The sequence below is a fragment of the Paenibacillus sp. OSY-SE genome (genome assembly GCF_000283315.1).
Lineage (GTDB): Bacteria > Bacillota > Bacilli > Paenibacillales > Paenibacillaceae > Paenibacillus_B > Paenibacillus_B profundus.
The window spans coordinates 20,719-44,732 of record NZ_ALKF01000160.1; the positions used below are offsets into that span (position 1 = coordinate 20,719).

General features: G+C 50.4%; 29 protein-coding genes. 28 read left to right on the forward strand and 1 reads right to left on the reverse strand.

Annotated elements, in window-relative coordinates:
- Positions 1-478 precede the first annotated feature (478 nt).
- The 5 genes from A372_RS0107260 (at position 479) to A372_RS0107280 (ending at position 3,807) form a co-directional block, all read left to right on the forward strand.
- A complete protein-coding gene (locus tag A372_RS0107260; RefSeq protein ID WP_019420170.1) occupies positions 479-730 on the forward strand; it encodes a hypothetical protein in 252 nt (83 codons plus the stop codon).
- Positions 731-771: 41 nt separating this feature from the next.
- Positions 772-1,311 (forward strand): hypothetical protein, encoded by a 540-nt coding sequence (locus A372_RS0107265; RefSeq protein WP_019420171.1) that lies wholly within the window; start codon positions 772-774, stop codon positions 1,309-1,311.
- 652 nt (positions 1,312-1,963) lie between these two features.
- The gene (locus A372_RS0107270) at positions 1,964-3,244 is read left to right on the forward strand and encodes a site-specific DNA-methyltransferase (RefSeq protein WP_019420172.1); all 1,281 of its coding nucleotides are present in this window, start codon (positions 1,964-1,966) and stop codon (positions 3,242-3,244) included.
- 66 nt (positions 3,245-3,310) lie between these two features.
- Positions 3,311-3,463: a hypothetical protein gene (locus A372_RS37245; RefSeq protein WP_019420173.1), complete on the forward strand. Its 153-nt coding sequence runs from the start codon at positions 3,311-3,313 to the stop codon at positions 3,461-3,463.
- A gap of 128 nt (positions 3,464-3,591) precedes the next feature.
- Positions 3,592-3,807, forward strand: a complete 216-nt coding sequence (locus A372_RS0107280; protein WP_019420174.1) for a hypothetical protein — start codon at positions 3,592-3,594, stop codon at positions 3,805-3,807.
- Here A372_RS0107280 and A372_RS0107285 read toward each other — a convergent pair whose 3' ends face one another.
- A complete protein-coding gene (locus tag A372_RS0107285; protein WP_019420175.1) occupies positions 3,808-4,449 on the reverse strand; it encodes a DUF4145 domain-containing protein in 642 nt (213 codons plus the stop codon).
- 94 nt (positions 4,450-4,543) lie between these two features.
- Here A372_RS0107285 and terS point away from each other — a divergent pair, with 94 nt between their 5' ends.
- The 23 genes from terS (at position 4,544) to A372_RS0107415 (ending at position 24,012) form a co-directional block, all read left to right on the forward strand.
- A complete protein-coding gene (gene terS / locus A372_RS0107290) occupies positions 4,544-5,428 on the forward strand; it encodes a phage terminase small subunit (RefSeq protein WP_026010944.1) in 885 nt (294 codons plus the stop codon).
- Positions 5,421-6,851: a DEAD/DEAH box helicase family protein gene (locus A372_RS0107295; protein WP_019420177.1), complete on the forward strand. Its 1,431-nt coding sequence runs from the start codon at positions 5,421-5,423 to the stop codon at positions 6,849-6,851. The genes terS and A372_RS0107295 overlap by 8 nt, the downstream gene beginning before the upstream one ends.
- Entirely contained in the window at positions 6,844-8,319 is a 1,476-nt protein-coding gene (locus tag A372_RS33500; RefSeq protein WP_019420178.1) for a phage portal protein, read from the forward strand. The genes A372_RS0107295 and A372_RS33500 overlap by 8 nt, the downstream gene beginning before the upstream one ends.
- Before the next feature lie 3 nt (positions 8,320-8,322).
- Positions 8,323-9,345, forward strand: a complete 1,023-nt coding sequence (locus A372_RS0107305; RefSeq protein ID WP_019420179.1) for a hypothetical protein — start codon at positions 8,323-8,325, stop codon at positions 9,343-9,345.
- Between the two features lie 57 nt (positions 9,346-9,402).
- The gene (locus A372_RS37250) at positions 9,403-9,546 is read left to right on the forward strand and encodes a hypothetical protein (protein WP_019420180.1); all 144 of its coding nucleotides are present in this window, start codon (positions 9,403-9,405) and stop codon (positions 9,544-9,546) included.
- Positions 9,547-9,776: 230 nt separating this feature from the next.
- Positions 9,777-10,961 carry a hypothetical protein gene (locus A372_RS0107320; protein WP_019420182.1) on the forward strand — a complete coding sequence of 395 codons (1,185 nt, stop codon included), beginning with the start codon at positions 9,777-9,779 and terminating at the stop codon, positions 10,959-10,961.
- Between the two features lie 15 nt (positions 10,962-10,976).
- Positions 10,977-11,372, forward strand: coding sequence for a DUF2190 family protein (locus A372_RS0107325; RefSeq protein ID WP_019420183.1), 396 nt, complete (start codon positions 10,977-10,979; stop codon positions 11,370-11,372).
- Between the two features lie 15 nt (positions 11,373-11,387).
- Positions 11,388-12,452, forward strand: coding sequence for a hypothetical protein (locus tag A372_RS0107330; protein ID WP_019420184.1), 1,065 nt, complete (start codon positions 11,388-11,390; stop codon positions 12,450-12,452).
- A gap of 12 nt (positions 12,453-12,464) precedes the next feature.
- The gene (locus tag A372_RS0107335; RefSeq protein ID WP_019420185.1) at positions 12,465-12,818 is read left to right on the forward strand and encodes a hypothetical protein; all 354 of its coding nucleotides are present in this window, start codon (positions 12,465-12,467) and stop codon (positions 12,816-12,818) included.
- Positions 12,818-13,198 carry a hypothetical protein gene (locus A372_RS0107340; RefSeq protein WP_019420186.1) on the forward strand — a complete coding sequence of 127 codons (381 nt, stop codon included), beginning with the start codon at positions 12,818-12,820 and terminating at the stop codon, positions 13,196-13,198. Before A372_RS0107335 ends, A372_RS0107340 begins: the two co-directional genes overlap by 1 nt.
- A 34-nt stretch (positions 13,199-13,232) precedes the next feature.
- Positions 13,233-13,622: a hypothetical protein gene (locus tag A372_RS33505; protein WP_157259475.1), complete on the forward strand. Its 390-nt coding sequence runs from the start codon at positions 13,233-13,235 to the stop codon at positions 13,620-13,622.
- A 173-nt stretch (positions 13,623-13,795) separates the two neighbouring features.
- Positions 13,796-14,455, forward strand: a complete 660-nt coding sequence (locus A372_RS0107355) for a hypothetical protein (RefSeq protein ID WP_237728498.1) — start codon at positions 13,796-13,798, stop codon at positions 14,453-14,455.
- A gap of 4 nt (positions 14,456-14,459) precedes the next feature.
- Positions 14,460-14,651 carry a hypothetical protein gene (locus A372_RS0107360; protein ID WP_019420189.1) on the forward strand — a complete coding sequence of 64 codons (192 nt, stop codon included), beginning with the start codon at positions 14,460-14,462 and terminating at the stop codon, positions 14,649-14,651.
- Positions 14,652-16,115, forward strand: a complete 1,464-nt coding sequence (locus tag A372_RS0107365; RefSeq protein WP_019420190.1) for a phage tail sheath family protein — start codon at positions 14,652-14,654, stop codon at positions 16,113-16,115.
- A gap of 13 nt (positions 16,116-16,128) precedes the next feature.
- Entirely contained in the window at positions 16,129-16,542 is a 414-nt protein-coding gene (locus tag A372_RS0107370; protein WP_019420191.1) for a phage tail tube protein, read from the forward strand.
- Between the two features lie 16 nt (positions 16,543-16,558).
- Positions 16,559-16,993, forward strand: coding sequence for a phage tail assembly chaperone (locus A372_RS0107375; protein WP_019420192.1), 435 nt, complete (start codon positions 16,559-16,561; stop codon positions 16,991-16,993).
- A gap of 165 nt (positions 16,994-17,158) precedes the next feature.
- Positions 17,159-19,687 carry a hypothetical protein gene (locus A372_RS33510; RefSeq protein WP_019420194.1) on the forward strand — a complete coding sequence of 843 codons (2,529 nt, stop codon included), beginning with the start codon at positions 17,159-17,161 and terminating at the stop codon, positions 19,685-19,687.
- Positions 19,688-19,697: 10 nt separating this feature from the next.
- A complete protein-coding gene (locus A372_RS0107390) occupies positions 19,698-20,357 on the forward strand; it encodes a LysM peptidoglycan-binding domain-containing protein (protein ID WP_019420195.1) in 660 nt (219 codons plus the stop codon).
- Entirely contained in the window at positions 20,354-21,472 is a 1,119-nt protein-coding gene (locus tag A372_RS0107395; RefSeq protein ID WP_019420196.1) for an XkdQ/YqbQ family protein, read from the forward strand. Before A372_RS0107390 ends, A372_RS0107395 begins: the two co-directional genes overlap by 4 nt.
- A complete protein-coding gene (locus tag A372_RS0107400; RefSeq protein ID WP_019420197.1) occupies positions 21,462-21,878 on the forward strand; it encodes a hypothetical protein in 417 nt (138 codons plus the stop codon). The genes A372_RS0107395 and A372_RS0107400 overlap by 11 nt, the downstream gene beginning before the upstream one ends.
- On the forward strand, positions 21,871-22,326 hold the full coding sequence (locus tag A372_RS0107405; RefSeq protein ID WP_019420198.1) for a DUF2634 domain-containing protein: 456 nt from the start codon (positions 21,871-21,873) through the stop codon (positions 22,324-22,326). Before A372_RS0107400 ends, A372_RS0107405 begins: the two co-directional genes overlap by 8 nt.
- Positions 22,326-23,444: a baseplate J/gp47 family protein gene (locus A372_RS0107410; protein WP_019420199.1), complete on the forward strand. Its 1,119-nt coding sequence runs from the start codon at positions 22,326-22,328 to the stop codon at positions 23,442-23,444. Before A372_RS0107405 ends, A372_RS0107410 begins: the two co-directional genes overlap by 1 nt.
- Positions 23,437-24,012 (forward strand): YmfQ family protein, encoded by a 576-nt coding sequence (locus tag A372_RS0107415; protein ID WP_019420200.1) that lies wholly within the window; start codon positions 23,437-23,439, stop codon positions 24,010-24,012. The genes A372_RS0107410 and A372_RS0107415 overlap by 8 nt, the downstream gene beginning before the upstream one ends.
- Positions 24,013-24,014: the final 2 nt, after the last annotated feature.

Below are 24,014 nucleotides of genomic sequence, written 5' to 3' on the forward strand. Positions count from 1 at the left end.
GTAAACATGTCGAGGTAATGCACGTTATGATCGAATTGCGAAATAGCAAGGAATCAGTAGGGAATGGCGGGTTTGTTCTGTATTATCGAGACTCACCCGTTTTCCTGTTCTTGACCCGGTTTTGGTAGCCTTAGTAAAATGGTCTTGTTCTTACTCATAGTTACAAAGTACGTATGCATTTTAAAGCAAAGAGCGCAGCGTTTTTGCGGCGACCGTTTCGGGCGCAATGATCTTTGCTCAAAATAACTTAATACATAATACGAAGTCGTCCCGTTTTCCTGGGCCGGCTTTTTTTATTGGAGGAAAGCACTATGAAGAAAAAGAAGCGGTTCAGAGACCCGCCGAAGCAGCCGGCACGTTGTAAAGGATGCATATGGGGCGAATGGACGGGAACGAAGCAGTTTTGCAGCAAGCAGCGATGTGTGAAGCAGGGGATCCTTTCTAAACGTCGAAGTGTGATGTCTAAGGAGGGAACAAGGTGAAAGGTATAGTCGCAATGATCAACTCAAAAAAAGGTTTTTTGGCAGTGAGGACACCATCTAATGAATATTCTATAGTTGAAGTACTAGAAATGGAACTACCTGAATTAGGAGATATAATATCAGGAAATCTGGAGTCACTTGGAAGTGAAACTTTGGTTAATTTAACTCAAGGTATTGAAATTGACGTATTTATACAAGAAATATATACTAATAAGGCTTCTGCGATTAGGATACTTAATGCGAATTAATAATTTATAGCTTTTAGGATATAGTCGTAGGAGGACTCGTTTTGAATGATGCAATAGTAGGAGCTCTAGTTTCAGGAATTGTCGGTGTTATTGGTGTACTGATTGGTGGAATACTGACATACAAATTAGGACATAAATCAGAAAAAATGATGATAAGAATGAAAATTAAAGTCGAAAAAATACAGAACACACAAAAAATTTTATTGGATATGGCAAGACAAATGGGAATATTATCAGTAGCCGTTAAAAATTTTGAGTTTGGAAAAATCAATCAGGAGATCTATTGTAAAACCTCAAATGATGTTCAAGAGGAATTTTCGCATCTTATCAGAAGCATAAGGGTGAATGAATTTGTTATTAAAAACCATAAGGATCAACTTGATACATTAATTGATGAATTCATTACTATTAGCGACATGCTATACGAACGATATTATGACCCAAATTGTCAGGTTAAGAATTATGATCCTGAAGAGATTACTTTTGAGGTTATTAATAAAAAAATTTCTCGATTTATGCTTACAACAATTGATATAAAAGACGAACTATCTGACCGAATAGATAAAGAGTTAACAACATGAATTATTAAAAGCACCCTTTGTGGTGCTTTTTCTTTTGTATCAAAACGGCGCAATAGAAGACGATTTAAGGAACATATGTTTGGTTTTTTCCGAATACCAGAGCATGGAGAGAAAACGGCAGGACGGGGCCGTAGAATCATTCTGTAAGCGTGATACGCAGGAACCCGGGGGAAAACCAACACAACACAAAAGGATGGATGCTTTGATGAAATATTAACAATAGTATGTTTAATTCAATACTAAACAAAAACAACCCCCAGGGACTAGGCGAGTCTCCCGGGGGTTGTTTCACACTTTTTTACCGAAACAGTCTTGCAGCTCTGGGCCTGAAGCTGTGGCGCGTTTGTGTTAACGTGACGGCTACATCGTTTCACGCAAGTTACTTGCTACCAAGTGCAGGTTATCCAGCGCATTAGTGCCTTTCTAACTTCTTGAGACTGGCCATGACTTAAGCAGACGTGATCCTGCTAGAAGCTTTACCCCTCATAGCTCATGGCAAACCAGAGATTACTCTAGATTTCGGAACAAGGGGAGCTCAAAAATGTGGACAAAAGACCACACTCCTTTCTCCCCTCTGACGAGGTTAACTATATTTACGAGGTTGGTCGCTAAAGGTTTCTTTCATAATAGAAAAAAATAGGAGGTGTTCGCCGTGGACATCAGACTTATTCCTATCGAACAAATAAATGCAGCAGCATACAACCCCCGCGTTGACCTGCAGCCGGACGACCCGGATTATGAGAAACTACGCCGCAGCATCGAGGAATTTGGATATGTGGAGCCCATCGTCTGGAACGAGCGAACCGGGAACATGGTCGGCGGGCATCAACGTTTCAAAATCCTTGTCAACGAGCAGGGACGTACAGAGATAGAGGTGTCGGTGGTCGACCTGGATGAAACTGAGGAGAAGTTGCTGAACATCGCCTTGAATAAAGTTTCTGGCCGCTGGGATGACGAAGCGTTAGCGCGCCTGCTCGATGAGCTACAAGCAGAGGCTGCCGACCTAGGCCTTACCGGATTCGACCAGGATGAGATAGACGACCTGAGCAGCATTCTGCCGGACGTGCCGGAGATTGAAACGCCAGTTGTTGAGGATGATTTCGACGTGCAGCGCGCTCTTGATGAGATACAGGAACCGGAGACACGGAAGGGGGATGTGTGGCAGCTTGGGCGCCATAGACTTGTGTGCGGGGATGCGACGGATGCAGACGATGTAGCGCTGCTGATGGATGGCAAGCAGGCTGCGCTGATCGTAACGGACCCGCCGTATAACGTTGCCGTTGAGAGTGATTCTGAGCGACTGGCTGCCGATGGCCGCGATACCATAATGAACGATGACATGCCCGCAGAGGAATTTGCGGGCTTTTTGAATGCCGTATTTGAGCGATATGCTGACACCATGGCGCGGACGGCGGCGATCTACGTCTTTCATCCATCGTCCTATCAACGGGAGTTTGAGGACGCCATGAATGCCGCCGGGATCGTAGTGCGGACCCAATGCGTCTGGGTAAAGAATGCAGCTTCATTTGGCTGGTCGCAATACCGCTGGCAGCATGAGCCGGTCTTCTACGGCCATTTGCGTAGGCGGGCTCCTGCATGGTATGGTGACCGCCGGCAAACGACAGTGTGGCGTTCTGGGTTGCCGGCAGAAGAGCCCGTGCTAACAACGGTATGGGAAGTGTCCCGCGGCGACGTCACGAAATACGTCCATCCGACACAAAAGCCGCTCGAATTGCTGGCCATACCAATCGGCAACAGCAGCCAGCGCGGCGACTTGGTCGTCGATTTCTTCGGCGGTAGCGGCTCCACCTTGATGACATGTGAACAAATGGGCAGGGCGTGCCGGACCATGGAGCTTGACCCGGTCTTTTGTGATGTCATCGTGAAGCGGTGGGAAAAAGCCACCGGAGAAAAAGCCGAAAAGATAGCATGAATGACTTGCTAATTAGCTTATCCCAAGGTAACATACGAACACCATCAAATAAGGAGCGTGTTTGATATGAATCCACAGGATGTTATGAAATTCTTAGCCGAGCTTGAGAGTGATTTGGGTAAGGCGCTTGGGGCTGATGCAAATGAGTATATTGAGGCTATCGACAAAGTGATATCCGTTATCGAAATGCAGTACGACGTCGAGTTCGAGGCAAATTAAAAGGAGGACGCGCTAACGTCCTCCCATCCAACCAGGTATCCCCCGGCTGAGATAGTGGAAACCCGTGGCCACGGAATCGCAAGCCACTATCTCGTCTCCAATTGTAAAGGAAGTCGAGGGGAACGGCAATGGGAACAAATTGTGAACAAGACGTGAAATTGCAGCATGAGCTTGCCGTCATGGAGGGCATTCTTGAGTCCAAGGCACAGTATCGAAAAATCATCAAAGCGGGCATTGCTCGTTGGGTCAAGGACTTTCAGGACGGCCGAATAGAAATCAAAAGCGTGGACGACTTGAAAAAGCTAATTGAAATAGATATTGAGTTGCAAAAAGACGAGCTCTGATCAGCTCGTCTTATCTCTTGCCTCAATACCTTGCCTCTTACCTTCAGGTAGTATTTGAAACAGATCACTTATTCTCTTCTTTCTGGATATTCTTTCTTCGATGATGAAGTTAATTAATTCAAATAACTGCACTGTTGTTTCTTGATCGTCTCGAAGGTCTAGTGTACCAGGATGAACTGATTCATTTCCAATTACACGTACTATGTCTAAGGCTTGCTGGACTTCTTCCGGCAGCCCTTTTCTTACAAGGGAACCTATATCCCCATTTATGTCTTTTCCTGACTCGCCTAATTCAACCATGAGTTTCTGAAGGCAGAGTCTGAGTAAAGCGGCGGCTCCTCTTGGGGACTGATTAACAATGTTTCTCGCTTCATTGAAATCATCAATTAATGACTCGGGCATGTCAGGATGAGGCATAGGTGCGTTTGTTGCTAGTGGATAAATCATCTTTGAACCATACCAATAAGAAACCTTATGACAGTGTTTACAACAACATTTCTTGAGCTCATTTACATTCTCCGAAGCATATGTTACACCTATTATTTTTGGGCCTGACCACTCTTGTTGGGAGTACACATTACAATGAGGGCAATGAAAAGCTGGTGCCATATGTTTTGGGGGAAAGTAATCTGTGCTCACCATAGAATCAACTTCCTTTGCAAGTTAGTATTAAGGAAATATTCGCTAAAATTTTTCGAAGTCCTTTAATCTCTACATGGGGGTGGGGTGATATGTAGTGGCGAGAGAGCGAAGCCCGCAACGTGATGAGGCAAAGAAGATGTGGCTGGAAAGCAGCGGCAAAATGAAGCTGAAGGACATTGCAGCCGCCCTCGGACTCGGCGAGACGCAGGTCCGAAAGTGGAAGAGCGTCGACCGCTGGGCCGACGATTTGAAAGGTAACGTTACCAATGAGTCCAATAGTAACGTTACCAATCGAAAGAAACCCGGAGCGCCGAAAGGGAACAAGAACGCCCTGGGTAATCGCGGGGGCGCGCCGCCCGGCAACAAGAATGCAGAGGGCAATAAAGGCGGGCCCGGGGGGCCAATCGGTAATAAGAAAGCTGTCACGACAGGGGAATATGAGACAATATGGATGGACGCTCTGGAGGAGGACGAACAGGAGCTAGTGGAGCAGGTTGACACCGATCCGGTTCAGCAGGCGGATGAGGCCATAAAGCTTCTGACCATACGGGAGCGCCGTATGCTACAGCGGATTGGGAAGCTTATGAAAGGCCTGACTGAGAAACAGCGGAGAGTCCTTAACGAACTCAAGGCGATCAAGGATGTCATGACCGTTCATGATGAGAAGACGGGGGGAACCAAGACGGTGCCCATTACCCGGACAGAGATGGTCGAATCCGAGATTGAGGAAACGGAGTATAGAGCCATTGATGACATCATCAAGCTTGAGGAGGCGCTGACCCGAGTCCAAGACAAGAAGCTCAAGGCCATCGATCTGATGAACCGCCTCATTCAACACGACGAAGAGAAGCAAGTCCGAACAGAGATTCTTCGCATCGAACTCCAGAAGTTGCAAGGTGCCGAAGGAGCGACGGCGGGCTGGACGGATGCGCTACAGGAGATTGCAGAAAGGCGGCGGAAGGTGAAGACGGATGGGTAAGCCGTATAACGTCGTTTCCGACCTCGTTTCCCTCATTGACCTCTATTGGGATGATCCTGTCGCCTTCGCGGAGGACATGCTTGGCTTCGACCCGGACGACTGGCAGCGGGCAGCGATGGCCGATGTAGCCGTGCATCCACGTGTAAGCATTCGTTCCGGCCAGGGCGTAGGTAAGACGGCGTTTGAGTCGGCCCTAATCATATGGTTCCTATGCTGCCGGCCTAATCCGAAGGTTGTTTGCACGGCGCCGACACGACAGCAACTGCATGACGTACTTTGGGCAGAGGTTGCCAAGTGGCTGGAACGCTCCATGGTTAAAAACCTGCTCAAATGGACGAAGACGAAGGTCTACATGATCGGCCATGAGCAGCGATGGTTCGCGACGGCCAGAACGGCGACGAAGCCGGAGAATATGCAGGGCTTCCACGAGGACTACATGCTATTCGTCGTTGATGAAGCATCCGGCGTTAAAGACGACATCATGGAGGCAGTCCTCGGGACCCTGTCAGGGGACGAGAATAAGCTTGTCATGTGCGGGAACCCGACTCGAACCAGTGGGACGTTTTACGATTCCCACCATAAGGATCGGGGCGACTATCGGGCGCACAAGGTATCCAGCCGGGACAGCCGGCGGACGAACAAGAAGAATATCGAAATGCTGGAACGGAAATATGGCAAGGATAGCGACGTGGTTCGCGTGCGGGTTGATGGGGACTTTCCTCGGGCGGAGCCGGATACTTTCATTCCGTTGGAGTTGGCCGAGGCGGCCGCCATGCGAGAAGTGTATCACCAGGAAGACGGGAGTCTGCTCGTACCGGAATCGGCGCCCCTTGAAATCGGCGTTGACGTGGCACGCTTCGGCGACGATGAAACCGACATTGTTCCTCGTATTGGGAACTTGGTTCCGTTCATTCGCTCATACACGAAGCAAGACACGATGTTTACGGCTGGATGGGTAATTGCCACGGCAAAAGAACTAATGCGTACATATGGCCGTCCACGCTGCACTGTCAAAATCGATGACGACGGGGTTGGCGGTGGTGTCACGGACCGGGTGCGTGAAGTCGTTCGAGAGGAAGGCCTATACATCGACGTGATTGACTGCCACAACGGCGGGAAAGCGAACGACCATGACCATTACGAAAACTGGGGTACAGAGGCATGGGCAACCGTTCGGGACCTGCTGCAAGCGGGTGACATCCAGATACCAAACGATGAGGACTTGATTGGGCAGCTTTCAACCCGGAAATATTCGATAACCAGTAAGGGGAGAATCATCCTAGAAAGCAAGCAGGACATGAAAAAGCGCGGCCTCCGATCACCTGACCGGGCGGACGCGCTTGTTTTGGCATTCGCAAAATCAGGAGCGGTTATTGACCCGGCTGCTGCTTCGTTGCTGAGAGGAGGGAGAATATATGGCTAAATGGTGGGCTAAAGCGGTTGGTGAAATGTCGAAGCTGCGGCAGGGAATATCGGGCCTCTGGGGGCTTGTGACAAGCGGCATCGGTGGTGCGTACAAGCTTGATTCGACTCGAGTAGATTATGAAAAAGCGCGGGCGTTGTATAACAACACAGAAGAGAACTATAAGCTCGGCGCCGGCTTTGCGAAAAAGATAGTCAACGCGACTGTCGGATTTATGGGCGTGCCCGAAATAAAAAGCGCTGATGAAGATGCCCAAGAACGGCTACAGGAGTTTTTCAAGAAGAACCATTCGAAGCTTCAGCAGACGCAGCTTAGTGCCATTAAAGAAGGCGACTGCTTTATCTGGCTTACTAGGGAGACCAACAATTCACCGCTTTATCCGGAAGTCCAGAAGCGCATCGTTTACAATATCATTCCGCCGGAACAGGTTAAGAAAATCAATCGCAATCCACTCACAGGCGAGGCGGTGGAGTATATTCTTGAGTCGGCGCATACCTGGATGGATGAAACCGGGGCGAACCGCCGGGCGACGATCAAGCAGCGCATCAGCGCCGAATGGCGCCTAATAGAAATTGAGGGCGACCATCCACCAGACATCGAGGCCGGGGAAACTCCGAACCCTTGGGGCTTCATTCCGATTGTCCATTTTAGAAATGAGGCAGATGTGACCACGGAGTTCGGTAAGAGTGACCTTGAGTCGGTGGAGCCGTTTTTGAAGGTGTACCACGACGTATTTTTGCATGCGGTACAGGGTTCGAAGATGCACTCGACGCCGCGCCTAAAGTTAAAGCTCAAGGACGTGGCAGGCTTCCTGCGTAACAACTTCGGCGTCAATGACCCGGCTGAATTTGCTAAGAAGGGCGGGGAAATTGACCTGAGCGGACATGAAATGTTGATATTCCAGGGCGAAGAAGATGCAGATTTCATCGAAGCGAAGTCCGCAAGCGGTGATGCAACCGCATTGCTAAAATTCATTTTCTATTGCATCACTTCATCGTCAGAAACGCCTGAATTTGTCTTTGGTGTACACATGCCATCTTCGCTTGCATCAACCAAGGAACAGATGCCGGTCTTTATTCAAAAGGTCGAAAGAAAGCGACAGGCATTCACAGACTCGTGGAAGCTTTTGGCCCGTATGGTGCTGGCTATGATTGCAAGCGCCGAGAACACTTCATTTTCCACGTACGAGACGGAGCTGGTATGGGAGAATATCGACCCACGCGATAGCAAAGACGCTGCAGAGGAACTTAAGTCCATTGTCGAAGCGCTGGATAAGGCAGTATCCGGTCAGTTGATGTCCATGGAAGCCGCTGTGCAATACCTGAAATACTGGGTTGATACGATGCGTGACTTTGAATCGGACGACCCAGACGTGCCTGGTGAGAGAGACCGAATACTACAAACATCCATCTTCCGTGGGCGTCTTGAAGATGCTGCATACCTAGACGCTGAGCGTAAGGCGGTGTAACGTGTGAGCAAATTCGTCATGAAATCTGCTCAAGAGATGTTGCGGCAATTGCTGAAGACGGCGGGACCATATGCCAAGTGGGCGTTGGCTGCTCGGAAAAAATACATCAACCTTCGGCTTGGTCAGGATCAAGAAGTACGTCGCATTTATATCCGTGCTGCGGACAAGGTAGCAAGGGAAATACGCCGATTGAAACGTCAAGGATACGGGAACCGGATGAACATCAGATATATGACCGCTCTTGAGCTCTCGCTGCGACAGAATAGCATTGTAGAATCTTTGAAGGGAATCGTGTCCGGAAGCATCGAGAAGGCTGTGGAAGCTGGCACCAGCTACTCCTACGGGGTGACACTCTCGCAGATCAGCAGGACGAAGCTGGCGAAGGAACCGATTCAGAGGGCCTTCTTTCGGGCAAATACACAGGCTGTTGAAGCCTGCTGGGCACGTACCCAGGGCGGATTGCACCTATCTGATCGGCTGTGGAGGCACAGCGAAAAGGCCCGGACTGCGATGACCGAAATCATTCAGGATGCCGTTGCAACCGGCGAGGACCCTGTCGAGACAGCCCGGGCCCTTGAAAAGTATGTCCGCCGTGGCAAGAAGACGCTCGCCTATGAGTATCCCGAAATGATGGAGCGAATGGGCAGCCGGATACCGCAGGATGTCAGCTACGAGGCGTTGCGCCTCGTCCGGACGGAGACAGCCGCAGCCTACGGAGAGGGGACTATTGTTGCAGCTAGCGTTACTCCTTCGTATATCGGGATGAAATGGGTGCTGTCTAACTATTCGAACCCATGCCACATCTGCAAAGGATTCGCAGAGGCAGACCACGGCCTCGGCAAGGGCATCTACCCGCCCGGAGGAGAGCCACCAATGCCGGCACATCCGAACTGCATGTGTACACTTGTATCTGTTCATGAGGACACGGACGCCTTCATCGACCGCCTGAACGCCTGGATGAAGAATCCGGCATCACAGCCGGATCTCGAAAAATGGTATCAGGACGTATATTCCAACGTGGCATAGCATCACTACCATCTGCACGATATGATAGGCTCATAGATTGCTTTAGGAGGGATGCTCATGTCAGGAGGGGTTGAGTTTGAATTCCCACTGATTCCGACCGAAGAAGAACTGCGACAGCTACGGAAGGAACAGACGAGGGATAAGTTGCAAGTAATAGATGGGAAGAAGGAACAGAAAATAGAAGACAAGCAAGACAGGTGAGGTCGCTCTATTGAGCGGCCTTTTCTTTTGTCCGTGAAAGGCGGGTATCGATTTGACTCTGAAACTTCTAACGGTGATTATTGGAGGAATTTCTATCCTCATTTACTCCGCAAAAGCATTTGAATGCAAGAATCGTGGAGAAAAATTAGATGCAATTTTTTATCTAATGTTTGTTGTTATCTGGGCTATTTTCATGACAGGGGTGTAGAACTTGAGGGGAGGTGAACAAAGTGCTTAAAACAATGATTTGCGGGGAGATGGCGGAGCAGACAACGCGGCCGTTTAGGCTTTTCGGTGGTGTTTCCGGTGAAATGCAACTGGAGGACGTGCCGCTGTCTCCGAGCGTGCAGATAGAAGAACTGAAAAAAGGGGATAACGATCCGCTGGAAGTGGTGGTTGAGATTCCAGCGAGCAAGTCCAAGCGCGGATGGAACTACAAAAGCCAGTCGCTGAAGGATATCGTCGATGCTGTCATGACGCGGACGCTGAACGGCTTCCTTGGTCACCAGAAGCCGGAGGACGTAAACAATCAGTTTTTGCCTCCGGTAACGCACTGGGTTGGCGCGAAGATGGTTGGCGAGACGGCTTACTTCCGCGGCGTGGTCGATGCAGCGGCGAAGGATCTGAAACGGTGGATTCGCTCCAACCGAATTAATCAGGTATCCATTTACGGCATGCCGAAGCTGCAGCGGGCAAAAGGTGAAACAGACGTTGTCGGATACAATCCGCTCTCCATCGACTGGACACCGCTTGACCGCGCAGGGATGAATACACGGATCGTCGCCATGTCCGGCGAAATGTGGGATTTAGACGGGGCAGGCCCCGGAGAAATGAAAGGAGATGATGAGCAAGTGGAATGGGCTCAGGTATTGGCAGAATTAAAGAAGAAATACGGTATGAAGGGATTCACAATCGGCACGCTGGCCGGAGAAATGGGACTCACCGACGAGCAGGTTGTCGCGGAGCTGACACCGGAATTTGCCCAAGAGGTACAGCGAGCGTTGGACATCATGAACAAGGCACAAACCATCCTAGGCGTTAGCGGAGAGATGGACGTTGCATCCTTGTTCAAATCGTTGAAAGCGGCTGCCGACAAGGAAGCTTCCGCAAGCCGTGACATGATTGTCGGGGAGATGATGGAATCGAAGGTCACTTCTGCGGCCGTTCGGAAGGACATCACGAACCCAGAAACGCCACTCGGAAAAATGTGGTCCTATCATCTACGCGGAATTGCAGCAAATGCGACAAAAGAGCAGATCACTGGCGAGATGGATTCTTTCCTTGGCGACCCGGCCGTGAAGGGCATCGTCGATCGATACCATACCGACTCCCCTGCAGGAACAGGCGGTGTCGGAACCGGCAGCGGCCAAGCAGGTGCGCCACAGAATCTGAAAACCAAAAAAACAAGTATTTAAGGAGGCTGAATATCAATGCCATACAAAGGCCAACCGGTGCCAAGCACCACGTATCAATCGTACCGTGCAAAAGTCAGTGACGGTAAGTCCGTTCGAGTTACGGTACCAGCGAAGACAACCGTCGAAGCCCAAAAATTCTATCTGCTCGACGGCTTTTTTGGAGCAGCAATGCAATCCGTCACGACAGGCACAGGCCAGACTGATGAAGTCATCCTAAATATCGAACAAGCAGAATTCGAGACTGACCAAATCGACACAACGCAGGCGTTTGCAGCGGGAACGCAGGTGTATTGGGATGCAGCCAAAAGTAAACTCACTGAAACTGCTACGGACAACCGTCTTGTCGGTCGTATTACTAATACAAAAGATGCGAAGAACGTCATCTGGTTCCTGTTGGGGCCGCAACTATAAGGAGGCTGATAACCTATGGCAAGAGTGCATAGCATTGAGACAATGAAGGAAAAGCGCCGCCAAGGAACCATTGAATCGAAGGTTCCTTTTTTGTTGAACGGAAAAATGCAAGAAGTAACGAAGAAGATCGTAAATGGTGAAATGGAGACTTACGAGCTCGACAAGCCGATCGGTGAGATGCTTACCAGCGAGAACAGCCGTAAGGAGTTGCTCCAAAAGGTCGTATTGGATGTGGAACTTGGAAAAGAAGAAATTCCGACGCTATATGGGCCAATATATGACACGATGAATGATCCAAACTTTCCAGAGGTGTTCGATGCAAAATGGGCACAATACGGAACCGTTATTTTCTTCAAACACTTAGAGGGAGAAGAGGTCAAGTTTGGTAGTTTGCAAGCAGAGCAAGGTCCAACAGCTAGAATTGAGGGATTTACAGCGGGATTTGAGTACACAAAAGAAATGGAATTATTTAACCAAACGTTCAACTTTGAGTTGTTAAATAAAGCGTTTGGTGAGGCCCATAATGCGCTGCTGAATCATTTGCACCTCGGACCAATTATCAAACATAACTACAAAGCGGGGAATAAGACGGCACCTGTATACGTGGATGAGTTGGGCAAAACGCTCACGAATGCAACGGGCTCTCACTTCATTCTGAGCATGCGGGAAACACTACGGGCTGCATTGAGAGATGCGCGAACGGCCAAACGCCCAGGTACGATTTTACTTGCTAACCCTGCTGACAAAGAAGATATCGACGATGCGTTGTCGAGCTTTACTATTCAAGCCACGCCGTATCGAGCGTTGTCCGGCATCACGGATATCATTTACTATGACGGATGGGAGGCGGAGGTTTCCAAGAAGTCGTATACGTATCCAGGTGTTCCGGCGGGGAAAGCGTACTTGCTCCGTCCAAAGCGCGGTTTTAAGGAACTGATCAAGCAAGCCCTTCAAGTTCAGGCCACTATGGGTGACCTGACGCGATTGGTTGAAGCTCAGGTGGTTGGTGACGTATGGCGCGGTGTGTTCGCGGCGATCGATGAGAACGTCCAGGAAATCACGTTCCCGGGCAAGGCATAGGGCGGTGATTGTATGGAACCAACTCCGGCTTTGCGAACCCGTCTGCGGAAGCTCCTGAACGAAACTATACCTGCAGGAGGCACGGAAGCGGACACCAATTTTCTTGATGAAGACATCGACTTACTGCTGCAGGAGGCGGATAGTATCTATGCCGCCACCTCGACTGGATGGATGGAGAAGGCCGGACTGCTGCAAGGTGATATTGAAAGCTACAGTACTGGGACCGAAAAATACGATCTAACATCTTTGAAAGACAGACTAGAACACGCCCTGTCCATGGCGCAGCAATACGCAAAGATGGCAGAAGCATCCGGAACAAGCACAGGCAGCTTCATGTTCCAAGTTCGGCCGCCCGAGGTGTTGTGATGGATTTCGCGCAACTGCGCCGGCAGCATATCGCATGGAACATCTCGCAGAATCCGACATCCATTACAATTCATCGGACTGAAAAGCGGAAGAAGGGCGGTGGTCATGAGGAGAAAGAGTTCACGCTGCCGCCCAACACTGTTCGTATCTTCATAGCCCGTTCGCAGATTCCGCAGACCGTTTCCGTCCTGGCCGGAACGAAGCAGACTGACAAGATATACAGCCTACTGGCCGATGAGCATGCGGATATCCAAGCAGGGCCAAACGTGACCGATCGTTTCGAAGCCCTGGGGGAGACGTTCGAGGTTGTCTCCGTGCAGCCGCAGGTAGTTCAGGGCGTGACTGTTGGGTACCAGGCCGATCTGGAAAGGGTGAAGTGATATGGGGGACTTTGGCCAAGGAGCAATTGAACACATGAAGAGAATGAAAATAGCGACGTTGTGGGCGGCCAAGCAGCAAGCAGGCCTGGCTGAAGGTGAAATGCGTACAAAATTCCCTTGGACACCAAGAACACATACAGCACACCGAGCCCTTCATGCTGGAGCCGAAATTTCGGGTGATAAGGTTGTTATGTATTTAGCACATGGGGTTAAATACGGTAATTATCTGGAAGAAGGGACGCCTCCGCATAAGATAAAGGCAAAAAACAAACCTTTCTTGAAGTTCCGTGTTGGTGGAAGATTTGTAACAGCCAAAGAGGTTAATCACCCCGGAACGAAGCCAAGAGCGATTGTTCTACCTACTGCTAAAAAGTACAAAGTCAGTCTTAGAGATGCAGTTTTGAAAGTGTGGGGTGCTGAATGAGAAATGCTATCCGGGAAAGACTCATTGCCGCAATTCCTGAACTGAAAGATGTCTACGAACCACACGCGGCCGAGGCAAAGAGCGAAAAGCCGTATGCCATTGTGATGCAGGGGCAGGATAGCGACGAGTCACCCTGGGCCGGCTTCCGCAGGCTCGTGGAGGTCTGGCCGTATGTGTCTCGGTCGACCTTTGAAAAGGTGGATATTCTCGAAAAGAAGATCATCGGTGCTCTGGACAAGCAGTTGCTGACAACCGAGGCCGGAGAAGTATTTTCGTGTATCTATCTCGGCTCCTCCGGGCAGGACGTTGTTGACGAAGATTGGGACGCGATTACCCGAGGCATGCAGTTTGCTGTCATGGCCCTGCAGCCAGTCAATACGACTGCGCCTATCACCGACGACCTATGGCTCGCGGCACTTGGGAAATGGACACAAGGAATCATGGGCCCCGATTGGGCAGTTTACATGGGGCTCTGGCCGCTCGGATACACACGTCCTGCAGTTATGTGGCGTGTAACAAACATTGACGTTCAGGCTCTTGGCAAGGCCGTGTATGAGGTCAAAAAGCGATTTACGGCTCACATTATTGGCGCCGACACGAATCAAGAGCACGGCGGCGTTTTACGGCTGGTGGAAGAGCTCGGAAATGCAATCAAGATCCCGCTGAACGAAGCGGATAGGCGGTACATGACAGTTTCGGAACCAAAGGCAAACATTGCCGCGGACCCGTTAGCCGAAGGACAAATAACCGTTACTCTTCGTCGTCGTACAGCACGCCCTACGGAGGAAACCCCGACAATTAACCAGGTTAATTTCAAAACGAATATGAGGTGATATTGTGGCCGAGAAGAAAGAACAGCCCAGCATCCCCCGGTATCCCGCTGAAGAGCTTGCGGCAAATGCGCAGGCTCTTTTTGACGTGAAGCCGGAGGTTCTGGCCGGGGCGTTGAATGGATCGGAAACGGCTGAATTGTCGGTCTCTGAAACCAAGGCGCTTATTAGGAAATTTATGAGAGAGAAGGTGAAATAGATGGCAGGAGGAAATTGGAGCCCTACCGATATGCCGGTGCTGCCTGGCTTATACATGAATTTCGTGGCTGCAGCAGGCGCCGCCATTCAGCCGGGCTCGCGGGGCGTGGTCGTTGCTCCTGTGAAGGCACACTGGGGGCCAGTCGGGGAGTTTGTTGAAATTGCGGACGAAAAATCCATCAAGGAAAAATTTTCGCTGGACGAGACAGGCGGAGCCACGGCATACACAACACTGTTTTTAGCGTTGCTTGGTGGGCCGAAAAAGTTGCTCGCTTATCGTCTGGCCGATTCATCGGCAGCCGCCGCAAAGGTCACGCTTAAAAACACTGCAGAAACACCTGCTGACGCTCTAGTCCTTACGGCGAAGTATCCGGGAGAACGCGGAAACGACTTCAACGTGACAGTCCAGGCGAGCCTTGTGGATGCCACAAAAAAAGAGCTGAGATTGTACGAGAGCACGACACTTTTGCGGACGTTTTCTATTGGTGACGGCACAGCGGCGGCTGCAGTCGCGGCCATCAATGAGGACGGAGATAACAAATGGATCGTTGCCGAGAAGGTGGCCGACGGGACAATGGCTGACATATCCGGCGCTGCCCTTGGTGGCGGGAAGAGCGGCATTTCCAGCATCACAAATGCCGATTACATCGCCGCGACGGAAGCATTCGAAGGGCAAGAGTTTCACGTTTTGACATTGGACGGGGTAACAGACCCTGCGCTTCGCGCCAGCATTACGGCATGGGTTAAACGTGTCCGAAGTGAAGGTAAAGGTATCATTGCCACTCTTGGGGGCCCGACAACGGACGACAAGGCAAGCGACGCGGTGGCAAAAGCGAACGCCCGTAGCGCCGCCTGCAACGATGAAGGCATTGTAAATGTAGGCTCTGGAGCTGTCCTGGGCGATAAGGAATATAGTTCTGCGCAGATTGCAGCATGGGCTGCCGGGCTTATCGCTGGTCAATCGATCAGTGAGTCCACAACATATGCGGTAGCTCCTTTCGATGACGTTACCCGTCGCTGGACGCGATCAGAGCAGGAGCAAGCGGTTCGGAGTGGTGTTTTCTTGCTCATCCATGACGGTCGTCAAGTCAAAGTATTGCGGGGCCTCAATACGCTCGTCGCGCTGAAAGAAGGCCAGAACAGTGCTTGGAAGAAGATACGGACAATCCGTGTCATGGACCAAATCAATGCTGACCTGCAGCGGGCTGCAGAGGACAATTACATCGGGAAAGTGAACAACACCGCAGAAGGTCGACTTGCGCTCATCGGAGCCTGCAAAGATTATATGCGAACAATGGCGCAAAGCAATGTGATCGAGGGGGCGGGCTACGATGTGATACTGGACCCTGCATATTATGGCTCGGCTCCCTCCAGGAAGCCTGAACCGGACCAAGTGTTCTTGCAATGGAATGCCCGACTAACAGACGTCATGGAGCAAATATTCGGCACATTTTATGTGCAATAAGAGGTGAAATAGCATGGAACATTTAGACCCGAGCCGCGTCATTCTAGGTACCCACGGGGCCGCCTTTATTGACGGTAAGTGGCAATCAAATATTAACCACTTGGAGGCGAGCGTCGAGGTCGAGAAGCGGGAGCTTAACCTTTGCGGCATCGATTGGGTGCAGCACAAAATCGGTATCAAAAAGGGCACCGGAACAATGTCTGGATTCAAGGTTACATCGGATATGATGAAGCGAGGCTTTGCTAAGTTTGACATCATCTCAAAATTGGATGACCCGGAAGCGTACGGCCACGAGACCGTCCGACTCATTCGTTGTATGCCAGACAAAGTTCAACTGGCGAATTGGACAGCTGGGGAAGAAGTGGCGGAAGAGACGCCCTTCACTTTTGAAAGTTATGAATTACTTGATCCAATTGTAGGGCCATAAAAGGAGGATTTACACTATGAAAAACGTTGAAAACTTAACCGAGGAACAAATTCTGGACGGTCTCTTTGAAACGGCAGCCAACTTACCGGAAGAGACCATTTTTCTGAAACGTCTTGATATGCGCGTCACCCTCCACGGACTGACATCAAGTAAGGTGGACAGCATTCGTGAACAGAGCACCACACGCAAGACAGTGAAAGGTCAGGCTGTAGAGAAGGTAGATTCTGAACTCTTAAATGCAAGACTGATTTTAGAAGCTTCATCTTCACTCGAAGTAAAAGGCTTGAAACTGAACGGCTGGGGCGACCCACGAATCACAACTCGGCTCAAACTTTCCGGTGGTGAACAAGCTGTGCGCCGTCTTCTGCTTGCGGGGGAACTCGACGCAGTAGGAGATAAGGTGTTGGAGCTCTCTGGTTGGGGCGTCGATATCGAAGATGTAAAAAACTAATAGGCTCCGGGGGCATGACGACGATGCTGTACCACATGTGGGTGCGGCACGATCTTACACCCGGGGCCTTTTGGGCTCTTCCGAAGGGAGAACGAAAACTTCTGATGGCGTTCACCTTAAAAGAAATCGAGACCCTACCAAAGCCACCGAAGCGAGGTGGCTTTGGTGGCTGAGAAGGAATTCTACCGCCTTGACCTTGTAATTGGCACCAATGGCGTTGAGGATACGGAGAAACAGGTCAAAGCCATCGACAAGATGCTGGAGCAGACGGCCCGGCGAGCTTCGGCGCTTGGAAAGTCGAGAATCACGCCCACCGCTCGACTCGAAGATAGGATTTCTTCACCTGCCAAAAAGGTCACGGCGACGCTATCAAAGATTGACAAGACTGTAGCCAAGCCAGAGGCACGACTTGTGGACAAGGTGTCCGGTGCCGCGAACAAGGTTTCTTCGACGCTGACTAGCCTGGTCCGAAAGCCATATAACGTACTGATATTTGCAAAAGACATGGCGACCGGAACGATCAAAAAGATTATGGGGGCGCTCACCAGCCCATTGGCTCTACTTGGAGCTGGTGGGGGAGTAGCGGGCGTGACAACGGTCGGACTGAATATGGTCATGCAAGAACAAGGAATTACTTCAGCATTCAAAGTCTTACTTGGTAGTGCGGAAAAAGCACAGAAACGTGTACAGGAACTGACCACGTTTGCCGGACAAACTCCTTACAGACGTGATGAAATTTATGAGGCATCTCGTGTGTTAGAGGTATTCACCAAGGGAGCAATATCAACGGGAGACGGCTTGAAAATGGTTGGTGATATCTCAGCAGGGACGCAGAATGATTTTGCCAATACTGCTCTCTGGATTGGGCGATTGTACGATGCTCTGGAAGCTGGTCGACCGGTTGGTGAAATGACTTCACGTCTTCAAGAGATGGGGGCTATGTCCGGGGCTGCCAGGGCTGGGCTCGAAAAAATAGCCGAATCAGGTCTACACATATCGAAGACTTGGCCGCTTGTCGTAAAAGAATTTTCACGTTTTGACGGCATGATGGAGGACATGTCCGGGAACCTACACAACTTGCTGCTTGGAACAAAAACGTTCTTTACCCAAAACGTATTTAAACGCTGGGGCATGGGATTAGAGGGTGTATTAAGTCCAGCACTAAAAAAGTTTCGTCAGTGGCGCTCAGAGAACAAAGAAACAATTGCTATCCTTGGTCAAAACGTCGAAGAGTTTGGTAAGAAAATCGGAACGTTTGTAATCGGCGGAATTGAAAAGGTTACGGCAAAGTTCAATGAGCTTTCAAAGGACCCAGCGTTTCAAAATGCTGATATTTTCGGAAAAATTAGAATCGCATGGGATGAAATCATCGCGAAGCCGTTCACTGAGTGGTGGGCAGGTAGCGGAGAAACTATGTTCATCGATATGTCGGCAAAGATGGGGAAAACACTAGGCGGAGGCCTAAAAGGATTTATCATGGGTGCGCTTGGTTTGTTCACGTCAAGCGATAAATTGAGCGATGACGGTACATTCACTGCTGCAGGGGTGACCGCCGGAGAGGCCTTCTTCCGGTCCTTCATCGATGCGTTCGATGCCGGAGCAATTGCTGAAAAGACATGGGAAGCGTTTAAAAACATACAGCCCCCTTGGCTAGGAGGAGAATCAAGCGGAATATTAGGCAATGTTCTATCTCTCGGTTTCGATGCCTGGCTACTGTCTAAGGCATATAAAATATTAAAAGGTCCTGCAACAGGGGGAAAAAAAATTTGGGACTGGGCAAAAGGATGGTTTGGTGGAGGAAAAGGAGGACCACCTTCACCGCCTACAGGCGGGACGTCACTTGGAAAACCGCCAACTCCTTCGAACCCAAGTAATCCAAGTAAACCATTACAAAAGTCGCCGGGCCCGTATGAGAAGGGATGGCAGCCACCTAGAACGACCGAGACGCACCCACCCAAAAAGGTGAGTTCTCCATACAAACCGGGGAATATCCCAAACTTTGCAAAAATGATGGCAAAATGGGCTCCTTATATCGCAGCAGGACTAAGTGTTTACGATATTGCCACTGCAGAACCAGGGGAAGAACGTGCAAAAGCAGTTGGTTCGAATGCGGGAGGTTGGATAGGAGCATTTGCGGGATTCAAAGCTGGTGCAGCTGCAGGGTCTATTGTCCCCGGTTATGGAAACCTTATAGGTGGATTATTAGGGATGGGGCTTGGAGCATTTGGAGGAAGCAAACTTGGCGGAGTGGTAGTCGAAAACTCTGAAGCTATGGCAGAATGGATTGGAAAATTTACAGCACCTAAATTCTCCAATTCATCTGAAAAAATAAGGCAAGAGTTTATGGAGCGTTATAAAGATAACCCCCGGATGCTCGAGTGGGGGGCCCTTCCAACGAGCGAACGATACATGAGTTTTGCACAGAGTTCACCCAAAGCGCCGATAAGCAAAGAGGAGTTCGTTAACGGCGTTCCGTCGGATACTGTGAAAATATCCGAGGACCAAGTCAGTCAAATGATGGCATACCTGCAAGACTTCAAAAAGGAAGTGACCAACGATATTAGGGTGACGATTCCACCAGGAGCGGTCCAGATAAATATGCCAACACAAGAAATCGACTATAAGCAGATTTCGAATGATGTTGGTTGGCGAGTAGCTAGTGCAGTACAAATGCAAATGATGAATAGGAAATGAGGCGGGGAGTATGGAATTTCATCTCATCGATTCGGCGGGGAAAAACCTGTACTTCCCCGTTAATCCTGAAGAAGTTACGATTCGACGGGAGAAAGGTATCGAAACAGTCAGCATATTATCATATGGAGAATTCGATTTCCCGAGCGGAGAGAAGGTGAAAGAAATCGCCTTCTCTTCTTTTTTTCCATCCGTATACGACTCAGGGTACTGCAATTACGAGAATATTCCGGAACCACATACAGCCATGAACCGGATCAACAAGATGATCCAAGACAAGAAGCCGGTTCGCTTTATTATTACGGGGACCCCGGTGAACGTCCTTGTCCTGGTGTCAGGGCATACGACCACGTTAAAGGGCGGGGAGCCAGGTGATATATACTTCGACCTGACGCTGCGGACGTGGCGCGAGGCAAAGGTACATACAAAGGTGGCGGCGAAGAAGCCAGCAGCAAAGAAGGCCGCTGCGAAGAATGGGAAAACGAGCCGACCGGATACGAAGCCGACGCCTAAAACCTATGTGGTAAAGAAAGGGGACACCCTGTCGAAAATAGCGAAGCGGGAGCTCGGCAGCAGCAGCAAATGGCGGAGCATATACAATCTCAACAAGAAAGCGATCGGCAATGACCCGAACATTATTAAATCAGGAATGAAGTTGGTGATGCCAAAATGAGCTACGAGGTTGTGCTGCAGAACAAATATTATTTGCGGGAGTTGATCGAGAGTATCACGCTCAAGGATTCTCTCGATCAAATATCGTATCAGGCCGAAGTTAAACTCAAGATTCCGGCCACGGGTCTGAGCATCGAGCCAGGACAGGAGATTCGGGTGAGCGGGGTGCCGTATGGCAGCAGCAAGATGGTCTACTTGCTCAACCCCGGAGTCGTATGGGAGTGCACCAGCAAGAGCAAAGATAGGAAGCATATGGACGTCCTCATATACGACCGAACAATTTACCTAGCCAGGTCGGAGGATGAATATCTTTTTCCTGCAGGGCAGACCGCCAGCCAGCGGCTGCGTAAGTATGCGGCGGATTGGGGCATCAAGCTAGCTTCGGTTCCTGATACTAAGACCAAACTCAAGAAAGCCGTATACCGCCCGCGCCCAATATACAAAATGCTCACAGCCGACTTGCAGGAGACGGTGAAATCTGGAGGGGATATGTACACTCCCCGGATGACCACTTCCGGCTTGGAACTGTTTAAGGTTGGCAGCAACAAGATTGTGTGGGAACTCCAGTCGATCGAGGAGCTCACCCAAACGAGGACATTGGAAGGTGCAATAACAAAAGTAAAGGTTATCGGCACAGAAGACCGGAAGGAAAAAGCGAAGTCAAAGTCGGCCGGGAAGGCAGCCACGCCAGAGATACCAGAAGGTATGACGCTGGAAGAGTACGGGCGCATATACGGAGCCAAGGTTAAAAAGGGCGGAAAAGGGAAGAAGCCCAAGGTCAAGGCGTCAAAGGTTGAGCTGCCATCCAAGATTCTCGCCATCGCGACGGGGCAGACTACAAAGCTGGGAACGCTGCAGCGCATGGTACAGGACGAGGACGTCAAAACGCCTGCAGCGGCTAAGAAACTGGCGGAATCGATGCTTACAGGGATTCAGCAGACTTTTTCCGTCACAACACTTGACCTGAACACAATTCGTGCTGGTGACGCCGTTAAGCTGAATGGGATGAATCTTATTGTCACGTCCGTAGTCCATGAGTTAGGGGAACCGGGGCATATGATGCTTGAACTTGGTTCAACAGATTACGTGAAAAGGAGGTATTTTCTTGAATACTGATCCGTTTGGCGCCATAGCTCAATCGATAAGAACAGAGATGCAAAAATACACAAGTGAGATGCTTTCCGGTGTTCCGGCCGAGCTGGGAACGATCACGGAGACTGGCCTCAAGCTCGACAACTTCAAGCATGAGATTCAGGACTACCTTGTGGCAGACTTTCTCGTCACGCTGCACCTCCCAGCCTTTTCGCTGATTGGAAACACGGCCTCGCCAGTGGATGAAGAGGGGAATGCCACTGGCCCGAAATCGCAGCGCACACTGTTTGAATTTGAGCCGACCATGATCGAAGAAGTGCGCGTCAATTTGGCTGCGGGGCTGCTGCCGGGCGAACGTGTGCTAGTGATGCCGACGAATGGTGGAGCTGATTTTGTGGTGATGTGTCGGGTGGTGAATAACAATGCCTAATTTATTTCCGTCCGATATCGAAGACGATTGGGAACAGGAAACGGAAGAACCGGAAGAACAGGAGACAGATTTCGGCCGAAGCTGGCGCTTTGATTTCGAAAAGGGCGACTTCGTGATGACGCCGACTCGGAAAGTAGCTGTTGCCGACGACACTGCAGCATGGGTGATGTGGTGCGAAAAAGCAATTCGCACCCCACGGTATCGGCACCTGATATATTCCCGAGAACATGGCCATGAATTTGATGAGTTGATTGGCAAAGGATACAGTCGGGCGGTCATTGAGAGCGAGATCCAGCGCATCGTGACCGAGACGTTGACCGTTGACCCTCGAACGGCCAGCGTAGACGGGTTTACGTTCGCTTGGTCCGGTGACGGCTGTTATTTTACATGCCGCATCCAAAACGTCCGAGAAGAGACCGAGACGATCGAAGGGAGGGTGGAGACCTAATGGCGAATTCTCCACTTTATTTGCAGGACCAAACCGAGGATGAAATTATGCAGCGTATGCTGGACCGAGTGCCCCCGGATATCGATTCTTCTGAGGGCTCTTTTATTTGGGATGCGCAGGCGCCGGTCGCCTTCATGTTGTCGGAAGCCGCAGTGTGGGCGCAGCAGGTGCTGGAGCGTGGCTTTGCGAGCACAACATTCGGCGAATACTTGGACCTTCGAACGGCTGAGCACGGCGTGGTCCGACGAGCGGCAGTGTCAGCTACGGGGCAAGTAAAGTTTACGGGGACGGTTGGAAAAGGTGTTCCTGCTGGTATTATTGTCGCAACGCCAGCGGACGAAATATCTGGCGAGGCATCAACTGAGTACGAAACCACTGTGGCCGTCACAATGGACGAAAAAGGCGAGGCGACCGCACCAATACGTGCCCTCATTCCTGGCCGGAATGGAAATGTACCTGCAGGTGTCGTCGAGGTCATGTCCACCCCTATAGCAGGAGTGACCGCTGTAACAAACCCGAAAGAGACAAAGGGCGGGGCGGATACCGAATCTGACGAATCGCTTCTGGAACGCTTTTATGCCCGGGTCCGGAATCAGGGCACCAGCGGAAACAAGGCGCAGTACATCCAGTGGGCCGGAGAAGTACCGGGTGTCGGCGGTGTCCAGGTACAGCCACTTTGGGACGGACCAGGTACCGTGGGCATCTATCTGCTTGATGTTGAAAAGAGAGCAGCAAGCCATGAAATCGTCGTTGCAGCACAATCCTATATCGATCCAACGCAGGACGGACAGGGCGAGGGGATGGCACCTGCAGGACCGATTGTAACTGTCATGGCTGCGGAGGAAGTGTCGATTAATGTCAGCGTAAAACTGACGCTGGCCAGTGGAGCATCTCTGTCCGAAGTCAAAGCATTGATAGAGAGTGGAGTGCGTTCTTACTTAAAGCAGCTTGCTTTCGCTGATCCACTCGTCCGATATACACGCATTGCTGCCGTGCTCCTGGATATTCCTCCGATTATTGATTTCTCAGAGTTGACCATAAACGGTAGCAGCGATATGAATATCGAAATTGGGCCTGGTCAGGTAGCAGTATTAGGGGCGGTGGATGTGTATGAATGATTTCCCTATTTCTAGCCCGAGGGGACAGGAGATGTTCTCATATTTGCCCGTCTATTACGAGACATCTCGTGTTTTGCGAGCCGACATGAACGCAAAAGGGGCAGAAATGGACCTACTTGTCCGCACCTTGTCCGAGACGTTGGAGCAGTTCTTCGTCCGGAGCGCGACATGGGGTCTCGATCGCTGGGAAATGGAACTGGGTATACCGACAGAGCTAACAAAGCCAATAAAACAGAGACGGGCGGTCGTAGAATCGAAGCTGCGAGGTGCCGGGAAATTCTCGGGGCGACTGGTGAAGAACGTAGCCGAGGCTTACGACGGTGGGACCGTGGATATTGCTTTTCAGCCGAGCGTGTGGAGCTTCACTGTTAAGTTTATCGACACCCTTGGCGTGCCTCCAAACCTCGACGATTTAAAAAGCATCATCGAGGAAATAAAGCCGGCACACTTGGCGGTGAAGTACGAGTTCAGTTATTTACTTATACGGGATGTACACAACATGACAATCAAACAGTTGCAACAAACCCCGTTATCTAATTTTGCCTTTAATAGTAGAGGAGGGATATGACG

Bases quoted from the DNA above. Each gene is read 5' to 3' on its own strand.
- A372_RS37245 (WP_019420173.1), top strand. From the start codon at position 3,311: ATGAATCCACAGGATGTTATGAAATTCTTAGCCGAGCTTGAGAGTGAT.
- A372_RS0107280 (WP_019420174.1), top strand. From the start codon at position 3,592: ATGGGAACAAATTGTGAACAAGACGTGAAATTGCAGCATGAGCTTGCC.
- A372_RS0107285 (WP_019420175.1), bottom strand. From the start codon at position 4,449: ATGGTGAGCACAGATTACTTTCCCCCAAAACATATGGCACCAGCTTTT.
- A372_RS0107295 (WP_019420177.1), top strand. From the start codon at position 5,421: ATGGGTAAGCCGTATAACGTCGTTTCCGACCTCGTTTCCCTCATTGAC.
- A372_RS33500 (WP_019420178.1), top strand. From the start codon at position 6,844: ATGGCTAAATGGTGGGCTAAAGCGGTTGGTGAAATGTCGAAGCTGCGG.
- A372_RS37250 (WP_019420180.1), top strand. From the start codon at position 9,403: ATGTCAGGAGGGGTTGAGTTTGAATTCCCACTGATTCCGACCGAAGAA.
- A372_RS0107325 (WP_019420183.1), top strand. From the start codon at position 10,977: ATGCCATACAAAGGCCAACCGGTGCCAAGCACCACGTATCAATCGTAC.
- A372_RS0107330 (WP_019420184.1), top strand. From the start codon at position 11,388: ATGGCAAGAGTGCATAGCATTGAGACAATGAAGGAAAAGCGCCGCCAA.
- A372_RS0107335 (WP_019420185.1), top strand. From the start codon at position 12,465: ATGGAACCAACTCCGGCTTTGCGAACCCGTCTGCGGAAGCTCCTGAAC.
- A372_RS0107340 (WP_019420186.1), top strand. From the start codon at position 12,818: ATGGATTTCGCGCAACTGCGCCGGCAGCATATCGCATGGAACATCTCG.
- A372_RS33505 (WP_157259475.1), top strand. From the start codon at position 13,233: ATGAAGAGAATGAAAATAGCGACGTTGTGGGCGGCCAAGCAGCAAGCA.
- A372_RS0107365 (WP_019420190.1), top strand. From the start codon at position 14,652: ATGGCAGGAGGAAATTGGAGCCCTACCGATATGCCGGTGCTGCCTGGC.
- A372_RS0107370 (WP_019420191.1), top strand. From the start codon at position 16,129: ATGGAACATTTAGACCCGAGCCGCGTCATTCTAGGTACCCACGGGGCC.
- A372_RS0107375 (WP_019420192.1), top strand. From the start codon at position 16,559: ATGAAAAACGTTGAAAACTTAACCGAGGAACAAATTCTGGACGGTCTC.
- A372_RS0107390 (WP_019420195.1), top strand. From the start codon at position 19,698: ATGGAATTTCATCTCATCGATTCGGCGGGGAAAAACCTGTACTTCCCC.
- A372_RS0107395 (WP_019420196.1), top strand. From the start codon at position 20,354: ATGAGCTACGAGGTTGTGCTGCAGAACAAATATTATTTGCGGGAGTTG.
- A372_RS0107405 (WP_019420198.1), top strand. From the start codon at position 21,871: ATGCCTAATTTATTTCCGTCCGATATCGAAGACGATTGGGAACAGGAA.
- A372_RS0107410 (WP_019420199.1), top strand. From the start codon at position 22,326: ATGGCGAATTCTCCACTTTATTTGCAGGACCAAACCGAGGATGAAATT.
- A372_RS0107415 (WP_019420200.1), top strand. From the start codon at position 23,437: ATGAATGATTTCCCTATTTCTAGCCCGAGGGGACAGGAGATGTTCTCA.